The organism is Corynebacterium freiburgense (genome assembly GCF_030408815.1).
Lineage (GTDB): Bacteria > Actinomycetota > Actinomycetes > Mycobacteriales > Mycobacteriaceae > Corynebacterium > Corynebacterium freiburgense.
Genome location: NZ_CP047355.1, coordinates 67,543 through 81,462, shown reverse-complemented (window position 1 = coordinate 81,462; position 13,920 = coordinate 67,543). Strand labels below are relative to the sequence as shown.

Here is a 13,920-nt window from a genome sequence, read left to right as displayed (position 1 = left end):
AGAATACAGGCATGCCTCTTTCCCCAACCGACACCATTGCAGCCGTTATCGTCACCCACCAACGAGCAGAACTCCTCCGCCACTCCCTTGACGTTGTAGCCTCCCAAACAACTCCCGCGCATTGGATCATTGTGGTCGATAATGGCAATGAGCCGGAAGTGGCGCAGGCAGTTGAAGAAATAGCAGGTGAAAGGGGAATATACTTAGCCTCGCACCGAAATCTAGGAGGGGCCGGAGGCTTCGCTTACGGGTTCCTTACAGCTTTAGCGCTCGGCGCAGAAGCAGTATGGTGCGCTGATGATGACGGCCAACCGGAAGACAGCGACGTGCTCACAACATTGTTACATTGTGCCGCAAAACATAATTTAGAAGAAATATCACCAGTCGTCTGCAATTTGGAAAATCCGGACCGCCTAGCATTTCCCTTGCGTCGAGGAATTGAATGGCGGCGGTGGCGCTCTGAACTTATTGATCCCAAAAATCCCGAAGACGATCTTTTACCCGGCATCGCATCTTTGTTCAATGGCGCCCTAATTAGCAGTTATGCTATCGAACGGATTGGGGTTCCAGATTTCCGACTGTTTATCCGAGGAGACGAAGTCGAATACCACCGCCGGCTTGTACGTTCAGGCTTAAAATTTGGCACGTGCCTCACAGCTGCATACCTCCACCCCGATGGCTCGGATGAATTCAAACCGATACTCCGAGGCAGAATGCATACCCAATACCCAGACAATGCACAAAAACGCTACTTTACGTACCGCAACCGGGGATATTTAATGAATCAACCTGGAATGCGCCACCTGCTTCCACAGGAATACGCGCGCTTTGGTTGGTTCTTCCTCGTGCAACAACGTGACCCAGCGGGCTTTATTGAATGGCTTAAATTACACAAGTTAGGGCGTCAGGAAAAATTTGATCGCCCTTAACTTGAGGCATTTTTAAATATCACCACACGCTGGACTACAAAGTTAATTACGGTGGCGGTGCCTTGGGAGATAAGAAACGCCACCAGCAGTGCGGGCTTCTCCCCTAATGGCTGTTCCAGTAGGAAAAATAGTAATTTATGGCCACCGACATTCACACCGTATGTAATCGTGTAAAGCAGTACTACAGCAGCAAAACGCTTTGACGACGCCTCCGCCTCAAAGGTCCAGCGGCGGTTAATCATATATGCAGTCAGGGTGCCAAAAATAAACCCCACAGTGCGTGCCAGTCCAGGACCGAAGCCAAGAATGATCTGAAAAACATAGGTAAACCCAAGATCTACAACCGCAGCCACGCCACCCGAAATAATAAAGCGAATTGCCTGGGTCCGAGCCGTGAGATTCTTTGATGTTGAAACTTCAGTCACGTACCGGAATGCTACACGTTTATTCGCTTTCCTCCATGAATCCTGGGGCCCGGAGTAAATCGCGGTAACAATCTAAACGCTCCACCACTGAATTTCCCACAATGGTTCGGAGTACTTTCAAAGAAGACGCACATAATGCCCGAATGCCGTCAGCAGACAACCGGGAATCATCATCATCAACCCAACCCAGTGCCTCCATGGTGGTTTCTGCAATGTGGTCTGTAAGCCTTGGACCACTTAAACAACTCAACGCCAAAATCAGTGACCAAAACGCGTCTCTACCCGCCGCATCTTCTTCGAGAGGAAGCTCTTGACGTGTCCGCTTAGTAGATTTCGTTGGTGTAGAAAGATCCAAAGCTTGAAGTAGCGAAACAAAATCGCGAATTCGCGAACGTTCAATGATCGAAGCCACCTCTGGGTGCACCTTTTTTAACACTGCTTGTGTGGTTGCTTTACCCGTAAGCAGTTCATTGATTCCACTGGGGTCAAACTCGCCAGAAAGCGAACCAGAACCCGCGATACACAAAGCCCGAGGTGTTCCTCGATCACGCGGATAGGTTTCTAGTGTTTCCAAATGGATATCCCACAACCCCCATTGGAACGTGAGCAGAGGATATTGGTGAAGGCAATCCTGCGAATCCAGGGGCTCCGATCCAGTCCGAAACGACCAAGGAGAATTAGCTTGGAGATTGAAACAGGTACGTAACACTCCCGCTACTTCCGCGAGTGAAAGCGCATCATTAATTCCAATTGTGCGCTGAATAGCACCATCATGGTGGGCTAGTTCCGCATGGAGCAGCGCGGTTCTAGGTGCGCGGTGCGTCATAAAAGCAAGGGTAGTTACTTTTTGTTTGACGCGTCCACACAACTATTTCTTTGGTGTATAACCAAACAATGCAAATGCCCAGAAAACCATTGCCATAAGCGTGTGTGGGCGGCGCAAACCAATCTTGCGTAACAACGCCCCCAACTGCAGGTTTAACTTAGTAGCAGCAAATATCGCACCAAGTCCTCCGCCAATCTTGAGCCAAGTAACCACAGGACCGTCTTCGGTGCCATCTAGTTCAAGCGAATCAAATGTAATGTCATTTTCAGGGTCTTCATCATTATTGATGTAATAAACACCAGCAGCTACAAGAGCAGCAATGATGACCCGTCGAAGCCACTTATTAGGTACATAATCTGGAAGCACAGCAATGGCGGTTATCAATCCAGCGCCAAAAGTACGAGTTAGGTTCATATTGGCCACGATAGTCGAGGTAGGGTTGTGTGCATGTTTGGCTTGTTTAAAAAGAAGGCTCCAGCACCGCACATCGCTGCCGAAAACACGAGTGCTCCGCTAGATAATTTCATGACCATGTTGATGGCGCAGGAACTCCCATTGCTTGATAGCAAAGATCGCGTTCGGGTCTACGAAATCCTCAATGAATATGAAGGGGCACAGATAACTTCACAAGAAGAACTTCCTGAGGAAATTCGGCAACTTATGGACCTATAAAACCACCAATATCTACCCCCAAGAACACAAATTCCTTGGTAGCTAGAAAAATCACTACAATCCACAATCAGCACTTATGAAGCACGCAACCGATCCGTGCGGACCAGGGACCTTAAACTCGCAACTGGATCATAGAAACCTTGAAGGTGACTAATAACACGGGCAGAGTTGGGCGTCGAAAAGAAGAATAAGCTCGACAAACCCGCAAATAGGGGTACCGTGGTAAAACGATGACGAGCGATAAGGGCAAGTCCAGCACCGTTGCTTCGACCGGTGCTTCTGGGGCCCTCCAAACAGAAGCCAAATCCCTCACCGGCTGGGGCCGTACCGCCCCCACAACCGCAGAGGTACTCTCCACACCAGACCTAGAAACAATCTGCAATGCAGTTCGCTTAGTTGCAGAACAAAACGACACAAAACCAGCACACCTACGTCGTGGAGTCATCGCCCGCGGTATGGGGCGCTCCTATGGTGACTGTGCTCAAAACGGTGGCGGGCTTGTTATTGATATGCAAGCTTTCAACCAAATTCACAGCATCGACCCAGATACTGCCATTGTTGATGTAGACGGTGGTGTAACCCTCGATCAGCTTATGAAGGCTGCACTACCTTACGGTCTTTGGGTTCCAGTGCTTCCTGGTACCCGTCAGGTAACTATTGGTGGTGCTATCGGCCCAGACATTCACGGCAAAAACCACCACTCTGCAGGATCCTTCGGTGACCATGTAGTTTCCATGGAACTCCTTGTTGCAGATGGCCGAATACTCCACCTCGAACCAGAAGGTACACCAGATGACCCCAAGGGTGAACTGTTCTGGGCAACCGTTGGTGGTATGGGCCTGACTGGCATTATCGTTCGTGCACGCATCAAGATGACCCGTACCGAAACCGCATACTTTATTGCAGATGGGGATCTGACAAAAAGCCTGGATGAAACCATCGAATTTCATTCGGATGGTTCGGAAGCAAACTACACCTATTCTTCAGCTTGGTTTGATGCAATCTCGCCCGAACCAAAGCTCGGACGTTCAGCGATTTCCAGGGGTTCGCTCGCAACCTTGGCGCAGCTCGAAGAACTTGCTCCGAAGCTGGCAAAAGACCCACTGAAGTTTAACGCTCCGCAATTGGTTACTGTGCCAGATATTTTCCCTTCATTTACCATGAATAAGCTCAGCATGATTGCTATTGGTGAGCTTTGGTGGTTAAAGTCAGGCACATACAGAAACCAAGTGCAAAACCTCACCCAGTTTTATCAGCCGCTTGATCTAATTGGTGAGTGGAACCGCGGCTATGGTTCTCGTGGTTTCTTGCAATACCAATTTGTTGTACCGCGCGAAGCCGTAGAGCCATTTAAGGATATTATTCGGGATATTCAAAAGTCTGGGCATTATTCTGCTCTCAATGTGTTTAAGTTGTTCGGCGAGGGCAACCGTGCGCCACTCTCCTACCCAATGCCAGGTTGGAATGTGTGCGTAGACTTCCCGATCAAGCGTGGTTTGGGTGATTTCTTGGATGATCTTGATCGCCGTGTCATGGAATTTGGGGGCCGGTTGTATTTGGCTAAGGAGTCACGCACTCCGGCCGAACGTTTCCACGCCATGTACCCAGGTATGGAGGGCTGGTTAAAAACCCGCCATGATATTGATCCCACTGGCGTATTTGCGTCTGATATGTCCCGCCGTCTCGAATTGCACTAAGAAGGATTTACAATGCTTAACGCTGTGGGTAAAGCCCAAAATATTTTATTGCTTGGCGGTACTTCGGAAATTGGTATTGCCATTGTGGAGGAGTTTCTTAGTAAAGGTCCTGCACATGTGACTCTGGCCGCCTATAAGGATGAAGGGCGTATCGACGCCGCTGTGGCACAGCTGAAGGCCGCTGGGGCGTCGTCAGTAGAAGTTATTGATTTTGATGCGCGTGCCTTTGATACCCACCCTGAGGTGATTGACTTAGCGTTTTCACAAGGTGATGTGGATATCGCAATTGTTGCATTCGGCGTACTTGGCGATAACGAGGAGCAATGGCAGAACCAAGCAAAAGCCGTGGATGCCGTGCAGATCAACTACACAGGTGCAGTTTCTGTTGGCGTGCTTTTGGCTGAAAAGTTTAAAGCCCAGGGCCACGGCACGATTGTTGCTATGTCCTCCGCAGCTGGTCTAAAGGTCCGTCGCTCAAACTTTGTGTATGGATCTGCTAAGGCCGGCTTAGACGGTTTTTACACCCAGCTTGGTGAGGCTCTTCGCGGTTCCGGTGCCCACGTTTTGGTGGTACGCCCGGGACAGGTTCGCACCCGCATGAGCGCTGGCGTGAAAGAAGCACCGTTCACGGTGAATCGTGAAGAAGTAGCAACATCCGTGGTCCAGGCGACTTTAGACCGCAAAGATACAGTTTGGGTGCACCCGATGTTTAAGTACGTCATGATGGTGCTTCAACATCTTCCTAAGACAATATTGCGTAGGTTACCAATCTAGTTACCGCAACCTATGCAAGACTGGAGTGCATGACACAGGTAACTGCTAGGGAGGCTTTAGATCTTCCCGTCCCTGCAACTGAAGTGCCGTTCACTAAAGACTTGATGGGAGATAGGGCAACCGTATTTTCCGTCTTAAGTGCTGGGGTGGGCGGCGCGTTGTTTACCTTAGTCTGCTGGTTTGTTTTAAAGCAGACAAACTTGCCCGCTTTTGGAAGTTCAGAACAATTGCAGGCAATCGCAACAGCAGGGACATTTGCAGTGCTTGTAGTTGTAGGTGTGTTGTCCTACCTGTGGACTCGCGATAACACCAAAAGATGGCTACGGTGGCTCACGCTTCCAGTAAGTTATTTAGCCCCTGCTGCGCTTGTAGTCACCACTACAGCCATCCCATTATCTGCCACAAGACTTTATCTTGATGGTGTTACCGTAGACCAAGGGTTCCGGACCCAATTTCTTACTCGTCTTACGGATAGTCCCGTACTAGACGATATGAATTACATTGATATGCCTTCCTTCTACCCTGGAGGTTGGTTTTGGCTAGGCGGACGTTTCTCAGCGTTTTTAGGGTTACCCGGATGGGAAGGTTTTCAGCCTTGGGCGTTGGTGTCCATAAGCGCCGCCGCGTGCATTGTGGTGCCTGTATGGCAACGAATCTGCGGTAGCTTACCAGTGGCCACCGGTATTGGCCTTGTAAGCATTTGTATAGCACTTGTAGTGACCGCTGAAGAACCTTACGCCGCCATTGTAGCTTTGGGGGTTCCCGCAGCATCCGTACTGGCATATCGAGCTGTTGCAGGCCATAAATTGGCCATTGCTGGGATGATAATTTACTTAGGCATTTCGGCTTCAATGTACACGTTGTACACAGTAACTATTGCCTTAAGCGTAATCCTGATTGCCACGGTATTTGCAGTCTTTGTACAACGCAGTTGGCGTCCAATTATTAGGCTCATTATCGTAGGTTTAGGCTCTATGGTAGTTGCTGCCCCTGTGTGGACCCCATATCTTCTCGCTGTTCTTCGCGGTGATAACCGTTCGGGAGCTACAGCAATGCACTACCTTCCGTATGAAGGCACACAAATTCCGCTACCAATGCTCTCATTTAGTTTTGTCGGCGGTTTATGTTTACTCGGATTACTGTTTCTTATGGCGCGCGCGGTAGATCCTGATGTGCGCTCTATGGGGATTGCATTATTTGTGTTCTATTGCTGGATCGTTGCTTCCATGATTGCAACATTGGCTGGAAATACCTTGCTTGGGTTCCGCCTGGATTCGATCGTCGCCCTGCAACTCACCACCGCGGGTGTCCTGGCGGTAGCTGATATCCGCTTATTCGGTATTTCCCGGTTATACCCCGTCCAACTCAGCGATGCGACGCGCAGTCTGATTACTGCTTGCTTGATTTTGGTTACTATTGCAGCTGGCTTAGGTTACGCGCAAACGATTCCAAAGCGAAATGAAGACGCAATTAACCTTGCCTATTCAAATACTGATGGTTATGGAGAACGCGCTGACCGCTATCCCGCAGATTCTGCCCAGTATTACAAAGAAATCAATGAGATTTTGACCGCTAAAGGCTTTGTTCCTAGGGAAACTGTCGTGCTTACTGATGAGCAGAATTTTATGTCGTATTATCCTTATCGTGGTTTCCAGGCATTTACGAGCCATTACGCAAATCCTCTTGGGGAGTTTGATAGTCGAAATGAGCAGATCGAGCAGTGGGCAAAAATGTCGTGGCAAACGATCAATACTCCAAAGAAATTCTCAGAGTCTTTGGCCGATTCGCCGTGGAAAACCCCCGATGTATTTATTTTCCGAGGCGATCGAGACAAGGGCTATAAATACGACATCGCGGAAGATATTTACCCAAATAACCCAAATGTTCGTTTCCGTGGTGTTTTCTTTAATCCAGAAGTATTTTCCACATGGGATGTCACGCAAGTCGGTCCTTTCATTGTGGTAACCCGGGAAAACGAGAGGAGCTGACGTAACATTGACCACTGTGTCTACATCAGAGTCGCAGACCCCGGAATGGGTGAAAAGCCTCGCAATTATTAGCGGTGTGTTGGGCTTCATCCTTTTTGTCATCACTCCGTTTATGCCAGTGACGCAAACACAATCGACGTTAAATTGGCCCCAAGACGGAAAAATAAATAGCGTAAGCGCGCCGTTAATTTCCTATGCGCCTGACGGTATTGAAGCCACAGTGCCGCTCACGGTCGTCGATAAGCTGCGTGAAGGGCAAACAACTGTGCTGAGCACATTGCCCAGCGACAGTAAGGATGCAACCTCCCGCGGTTTATTTGTGCGCTATTCAGACGCCGGTCTGGATGTTCTTACTCGCGATAAAGTTCCATTTAGCATTTCCAAAAGCGATCTCGAAAAGCTTGATCCCCAGGCTGTATTGAAAATTTCCGCGACAAAGGACTCTACAAAGGCGGAAATTCCTGGTACGAAGTATAAGGGCGAAACCGATGACGATGAGCGACCCCAGGTCACCGGCATCTACACGGAGTTAGAAAACTCCCCAGAGCTTATCGACGCCGGCCTCGCGGTTAAGGTGGACATTAATTCACGTTTTACCTCCACACCAAGCATTTGGAAGTACACAACGATGTTTGGGGGATTAATACTATTACTTATCTCCCTATGGACACTTTGGCGTCAAGATAGAAATTATGGACACCAACTGCCATTTTTGCCAGCAGGCTGGTTCTCATTCCGCCCACTCGACGCACTCGTCGGCGCAATTCTCACTTATTGGTACCTTATTGGGGCAAATACCTCGGACGATGGCTACCTCCTTACCATGGGACGCGCCTCAGCAGAATCTGGCTATATGGCCAACTACTACCGCTGGTTTGGAGTCCCAGAGTCCCCATTTGGCGCACCATACTATGACCTATTGGGGTTAATGGCACGAATTTCCACAGCATCAATCTGGATGCGCCTACCTGGCTTTATCGCAGGGATCCTTATCTGGATGATTCTTAGCCGGGAAGTGCTCCCCCGCCTAGGCGAAGGAATTAATTCGCGGCGTGTTGCACACTGGGCATCTGCCTTTGCCTTCCTGAGTTTCTGGTTGGTATACAACAATGGTTTACGCCCAGAACCTGTAATTGCCCTTGGTGCTTTGCTTACCTGGGTATCAATCGAACGTGCAATTGCAATGCAACGACTCCTCCCAGGAGCTATTGGTGTCATTATTGCTACAGTCTCATTAGGAGCTGGCCCTACAGGGCTTATGGCTGTGTCGGCTTTATTAGTAGGCCTATCAGGCCTCGTGCGAATCGTTGTACGTAGAGCCAAAACAAAACGCGATATTTTCGCCATGTGCGCACCATTCTTAGCCTCAGGAACAGCAATTCTTCTGGCAGTTTTTGGCGACCAAACACTCGCCACAGTAATTGAATCTATTCGTGTACGTAGCGCAAAAGGACCTTCACTGCACTGGTACGACGAGTGGGTTCGTTATGAAACCCTGCTACAACAAAACGTAGACGGCTCATTCACACGTCGTTTCGCTGTGATTATGATGTTCGTCGGCGTTGCCATTGTTGTGGCAGCAATGCTCCGACATGGTCGAGTTCCGGGAAGTGATCCTGATCCATCACGCCGACTCCTGCTGGTAATTTTCGGCACGATGTTCTTTATGATGTTTACACCCACAAAGTGGTCTCACCACTTCGGTGTATACGCGGGCATCGGCGCTGCAATTGCTGGTCTCGGGGCAGTAGCACTCGCGCATCAGCTTTCAAAATCAAAGCGGCTACGCGTACTTACTGCCGGCGGTGTTCTTTTTATTACCGCGAATACCCTCGCTGGAACCAATGGTTGGTGGTACGTATCCAGCTTTGGTGTCCCTTGGTATGACAAAACAATCCAGCTAAAGAATATTGAAGCCAATACTGTGATATTGGTGCTCTCCCTGCTTGTTCTTGCGGCAGGAACGTATCTCTCCTTTATTGACGATATCCGCAAAACAGCGGCTGGTGGCGAAATCAAACAAGAGCGCCGCAAAACCCACGGCGTCCTCAATGCCCCGGTTATGGTTATGACCGCACTAGTAGTGCTATTCTCTATCGCCTCCCTAACAAAAGGCTTTATCTCCCAATATCCTGCATACACTGTGGGCCTAGGGAATCTTCGCACGTTTACTGGGGATCACTGTGCACTAGCTTCAGATGTCATGGTGGAAAACAACACCAATGAATCGTTCCTTACTCCAGCAAATGGCAGTGCACTGGGTGATTCACTCATCACGTCTGAAGAAAGCAACTTTAAGTCCAATAATATTCCGGTGTATATCAGCACAGAAGGCGTAAGTACGAGCGGTACTTCTGCGGGTTCCATCGCTGGATCCACCGAGGAAAATGAAACTGGCTCTGGTGAGGGTGCAGGACAATCTGCGGGTATTACTGGTGGTGTTCGTCCGGACACTGGTATCAATGGTTCCCGTGCCGAGTTACCATACAACCTGGACTATAAAACCATTCCGGTTGTGGGTTCTTACACTGTAGGCGCCCAATTCCCCGCAAGCACGAAAACCACCTGGTATTCCTTACCTGAGCGCAAAGCAGATGCACCTATTTTGGTGATTTCCGCAGCTGGCCGTATTAAGCATGATGATATCAATGGTGTAGAGCAAGACGGCCAAAAACTGGTAGTTGAATATGGTCGCACCAAAAATGGTAATGGCGACGATATTGAAAAACTCGGAACGATCGAACCATACGATATTGGCCCTTCTCCTTCCTGGAGGAATCTTCGCGTTCCATTAGATTCGCTTCCGCCAGAAGCTGACGTTGTACGCATTGTTGCGTCTGATTCAAGCCTAGACACCGATCAATGGTTGGCATTCACTCCTCCACGGGTCCCAAGTCTTACCCGCATGACCAATGTGATTGAGCCAGAAACACCTGGTCTCCTCGACTGGTCTGTGGCGCTGCAATTCCCATGTCAACGAACGTTCTACCATTATGCGGGCGTTACGGAATTGCCTGAATACCGTATCTCCCCAGATCACCCTGGAAAAGTTACGCTTTCACCTTGGCAAGATTTTAATGGCGGCGGGATTATGGGGGTTTCTGAAGCTACCAGTAAGTCACTTGAGGTTCCTACGTACCTTAATAATGACTGGCAGCGTGACTGGGGTTCCCTTGAAACATATTCTCTACGCACAAATTCTGTAGGTGAAGAACCCGTCCCAGCCAAGATTGATTATCAAACGCATACTCGTTCAGGACTGTGGAGCCCTGGCAAAATGCAAATCAATCAATAGCAAAAGTGCAGAAAGATCAAAGTCGCGGCGCCTTCCCCGAGCGCCGCGACTTTGATACGTTCGTTAAGCTTGCTGAGCTTCTATAGCTTCAAGCAGCCTAATCAAATCACCAATACTATACTTAGCACGATCTAACATTATTTCCAGATCTTCAACTGGAAGTTTACCAGTATCCACTTGGTGCTGAACCACTTTTGCTAACTCCTCAGCAGGGGCAACATCTAAACCAGCATCCCGTGCCACCGCAATCAGCGCGCTTATTGTCACCGCTCCTGCCGCTACCGCCAAAATAACCTTGACCAGTTCAGGATTTTCTTTAGACATCACTTCAAGCGCTGGCATTTTATCAATGCTCATTGAAGGGTTAAGAAGGTTTCCGAGTTGAACATGATTACCTTTAACAAAATCATCGAGCTCGCCACGGCTACCATTAAAAAGGTTTAGATCAGTATCGTAATTAATTCCGGCAACCCTTCCCGTGCTTGAACGCTGCCAGAATGTCATATAGTCCCAGCCACCAGGAAGCGTTGTTGGTGCACTATTTTGATAGGCGGCCATCCATAATGGGTAGTCCTTGAATTCATCGGTATTGCCCATCTGCTGTTCCCAAAAATAACGGTACGTATAAATAATTGGTTTACGCCCTGTTAAAAGCTCTATTTCTTTTACAAATTCACGCACCCAAGCTTGCATTTGAGCGGGACCAACACCATCGTTATATTCAATATCAAGCACTGGAGGTAGCGATGGCTGCGGTTGGCTGGCAAGAACAGCGGCATACGCCGCAGCCTGGGCTGTTGCACTTACACCTGGGCGACCAAGATGATAGCTACCAATAATCATTCCAGCATCCATTGCTTGGCGGGAATCGGAGGCGAAATGGGGGTTTAGATAATTTATACCTTCGGTCGCTTTTATAAAGGCATAACTGTATCCATCACTTTGCACCATTTTCCAATTGATGCCTTCACCACCGGGGTGTTGCCAGCTTGATACATCCACACCAGATGGTGCACCAAGCTCGATTGCCTTTGCTTTTGGCACCGCAATAAAGGCGATGACAAGAGCAACTACCAGGAAAATTCCTGTGATATTGCGCGTTAGGGCCTTTGGGGAAAACATCATGAGGCTTAATGTACCCCACAAGTCACATTAGTCACAGCTTTAACACGCGCTACATCATTAATTCTTTACCGGAGATTAAAAGTTAGAAAATTCACGCTGAATAGAATGCTCTTAGCCTGCACTTTTAGAGCACCATTCGAAAGCTTAAACGATTAAGTAATTTTTGTGAGCTTGGCCACACAGAGTTCCCGCTTCGCGCTTCAGCATGATTCCCTCATAAGGCTATTCCATTACACTGGGCAAACATGAAAGATCTTTACCGCCTTGCAAACGGACAATGGCTTGACACTCATACCATTCCCGCTGATCGTGGCATTGATGGAATGTTCCATCAGCTTCGTGACCAATCCGAAGTTGACGTTCGGGAAATCGTGGAAACGACCGACACTTTGGCGGCAACGATCTATACCTCTTTTATGGATACGCAGGGAATTGAATCCATAGGAATTAAAGCCCTTAATGAGGATTTCGCCCTGATTGACGCCGCAACTACCGCAGAAGCCTTTGCTCACGCATTAGGTGAACTGAATTTTATTGGTGTTGGGGCTCCTCTTGGTTTTTGGGTGAATAAAGACACCGGCCAAGATGGGACAAATGCCATTTTATATATTGATCAAGAAGGTTTAGGTCTTCCCGACGAGGTTTACTACCGGGATAGTGCATACGCCGATATCCTGGCTAAATACCGTACCCATATTGAAAAAATGTTGGGTTTTTTGCCGTCTGAAAGGTTGCTGGGGTACTCGCTTGCCGACGCCGCGGGCCTTATTGTTTCCTTGGAAACTAAGGTCGCCGCAGGGCACTGGAATGTAGTGGATAGCCGCGACGCTTTAAAAACGTTTAACCCAGATTACAAGCTACCGCCGCTTGCCCAGACAATTCTGCAAGGCGCAAAAATCCCAGAAACACCAATGATTACGCGAATGCCTTCATTTGTGGATCACCTGGAGGAACTTCTGCAGAGCGAACCATTAGACACTTGGAAACTCTGGGCGACCTGGAATATCTTGAGCTCCCGCGCAGAATACTTAAGCCCAGAAATTTCCAAGGCTGATTTTGATTTCTTTGGTACCGAACTTTCTGGCGCCACCGAACAACGCGAACGCTGGAAGCGCGGTTTGGCCCTGGCCGAAGCCACTGTTGGACACGAAATTGGCAAGCATTTTGTACAACGACACTTCCCACCCGAGGCTAAGCAAGAGATGCTCGAGCTCGTGGATTACCTCCTGAAAGCTTATAACGAACGAATTTCCGATCTGCCATGGATGACCTCGGAAACAAAGCAGCGGGCATTGGTCAAACTTTCCAAGTTCCGGGCAAAAATCGGCTATCCGGAAACTTGGCGCACCTATGAAAGTTTAGAGTTTTCACCGCAAGGCAAAGACCTACTTGCAAACATTCGTGCCGCCATGCGCGTGAATACCAATTACGAACTACAAAAACTCGGAAAACCTGTCGATCTAAATGAATGGATCACCACACCACAGACTGTCAATGCGTTCTATAACCCCAGTGTGAATGATATAACGTTTCCTGCTGCTATTCTCCGTGAACCGTTTTACACAATTCATGGCGACGCCGCGACCAACTTCGGCGCAATCGGCGCGGTCATAGGCCATGAAATAGGTCATGGATTCGACGATCAAGGCAGCCAATTTGATGGCGACGGAAACATCAAATCATGGTGGACCGACGAAGATCGTGCAGCCTTTGAGGTATTAACCGCAAAGCTCGTCCAACAATTCGACGGTAAGATCCCGAGCGTTCTTCGTGGTACAGAAACCCAAGGCGTAAATGGTCGATTCACCCTCGGTGAAAACATCGGTGACCTCGGTGGACTTGGCATTGCCGTAGTTGCCTATAAACGCTACCTTGACGATCGCGGCCTTACTTTTGATACCGATATTCGAAAAAAAGTGGACACCGATGGTGCTGATCCGGAATTGCGGGACGTCGAATACACCGGTCTACAGCGGCTATTTCTATCTTGGGCTCGAATTTGGCGTACCGCCGCACGCCCCGAATACGCCGCACAAGCACTCGCCATAGATCCTCATTCACCTGCGGAATTCCGGTGCAATATTATTGCAGCTAATATTCCAGAGTTCTATACCGCTTTTGAAGTTGAACCCGAAAGTGAGTCTTGGATCCATCTGGAAGAACGGGTAGTGATCTGGTAATCCCCGTAT

11 protein-coding genes are annotated in these 13,920 nt (G+C 48.9%); 7 read left to right on the top strand and 4 right to left on the bottom strand.

The features are described 5' to 3' along the window. The first annotated feature begins 11 nt into the window (after positions 1 to 11). Positions 12 to 929: a galactofuranosyltransferase GlfT1 gene (gene glfT1 / locus CFREI_RS00390; protein WP_027011602.1), complete on the top strand. Its 918-nt coding sequence runs from the start codon at positions 12 to 14 to the stop codon at positions 927 to 929. Here glfT1 and CFREI_RS00385 read toward each other — a convergent pair. The 3 genes from CFREI_RS00385 to CFREI_RS00375 are packed head-to-tail and all read right to left on the bottom strand — an operon-like array spanning position 926 to position 2,594. Continuing rightward, complete coding sequence (locus tag CFREI_RS00385) at positions 926 to 1,354, bottom strand: GtrA family protein (RefSeq protein WP_027011601.1); 429 nt, start codon at positions 1,352 to 1,354, stop codon at positions 926 to 928. The genes glfT1 and CFREI_RS00385 overlap by 4 nt on opposite strands. A gap of 19 nt (positions 1,355 to 1,373) precedes the next feature. After that, a complete protein-coding gene (locus tag CFREI_RS00380; RefSeq protein WP_156907677.1) occupies positions 1,374 to 2,180 on the bottom strand; it encodes a hypothetical protein in 807 nt (268 codons plus the stop codon). Positions 2,181 to 2,222: 42 nt separating this feature from the next. Continuing rightward, the gene (locus CFREI_RS00375) at positions 2,223 to 2,594 is read right to left on the bottom strand and encodes a hypothetical protein (RefSeq protein ID WP_027011600.1); all 372 of its coding nucleotides are present in this window, start codon (positions 2,592 to 2,594) and stop codon (positions 2,223 to 2,225) included. A gap of 33 nt (positions 2,595 to 2,627) precedes the next feature. Here CFREI_RS00375 and CFREI_RS00370 point away from each other — a divergent pair, with 33 nt between their 5' ends. The 5 genes from CFREI_RS00370 to CFREI_RS00350 all read left to right on the top strand — a co-directional run bounded on the left by CFREI_RS00370 (position 2,628) and on the right by CFREI_RS00350 (position 10,606). Then, the gene (locus CFREI_RS00370; protein ID WP_027011599.1) at positions 2,628 to 2,852 is read left to right on the top strand and encodes a hypothetical protein; all 225 of its coding nucleotides are present in this window, start codon (positions 2,628 to 2,630) and stop codon (positions 2,850 to 2,852) included. A 230-nt stretch (positions 2,853 to 3,082) separates the two neighbouring features. Continuing rightward, a complete protein-coding gene (gene dprE1, locus CFREI_RS00365; protein WP_027011598.1) occupies positions 3,083 to 4,549 on the top strand; it encodes a decaprenylphosphoryl-beta-D-ribose oxidase in 1,467 nt (488 codons plus the stop codon). A 12-nt stretch (positions 4,550 to 4,561) separates the two neighbouring features. Further along, positions 4,562 to 5,323: a decaprenylphospho-beta-D-erythro-pentofuranosid-2-ulose 2-reductase gene (gene dprE2 / locus CFREI_RS00360; RefSeq protein WP_027011597.1), complete on the top strand. Its 762-nt coding sequence runs from the start codon at positions 4,562 to 4,564 to the stop codon at positions 5,321 to 5,323. A gap of 20 nt (positions 5,324 to 5,343) precedes the next feature. Further along, positions 5,344 to 7,311, top strand: a complete 1,968-nt coding sequence (locus CFREI_RS00355; RefSeq protein WP_420834533.1) for a galactan 5-O-arabinofuranosyltransferase — start codon at positions 5,344 to 5,346, stop codon at positions 7,309 to 7,311. 16 nt (positions 7,312 to 7,327) lie between these two features. After that, positions 7,328 to 10,606 carry an arabinosyltransferase domain-containing protein gene (locus CFREI_RS00350; RefSeq protein WP_035111275.1) on the top strand — a complete coding sequence of 1,093 codons (3,279 nt, stop codon included), beginning with the start codon at positions 7,328 to 7,330 and terminating at the stop codon, positions 10,604 to 10,606. A 63-nt stretch (positions 10,607 to 10,669) separates the two neighbouring features. On the opposite strand, the gene CFREI_RS00345 is transcribed toward CFREI_RS00350, so the two are convergent. Beyond that, positions 10,670 to 11,731: a glycoside hydrolase family 25 protein gene (locus CFREI_RS00345; protein WP_035111273.1), complete on the bottom strand. Its 1,062-nt coding sequence runs from the start codon at positions 11,729 to 11,731 to the stop codon at positions 10,670 to 10,672. A gap of 245 nt (positions 11,732 to 11,976) precedes the next feature. Between CFREI_RS00345 and CFREI_RS00340 the strand changes: the two genes are divergently transcribed. Next, positions 11,977 to 13,911 carry a M13 family metallopeptidase gene (locus CFREI_RS00340; RefSeq protein ID WP_027011594.1) on the top strand — a complete coding sequence of 645 codons (1,935 nt, stop codon included), beginning with the start codon at positions 11,977 to 11,979 and terminating at the stop codon, positions 13,909 to 13,911. Positions 13,912 to 13,920 lie beyond the last annotated feature (9 nt).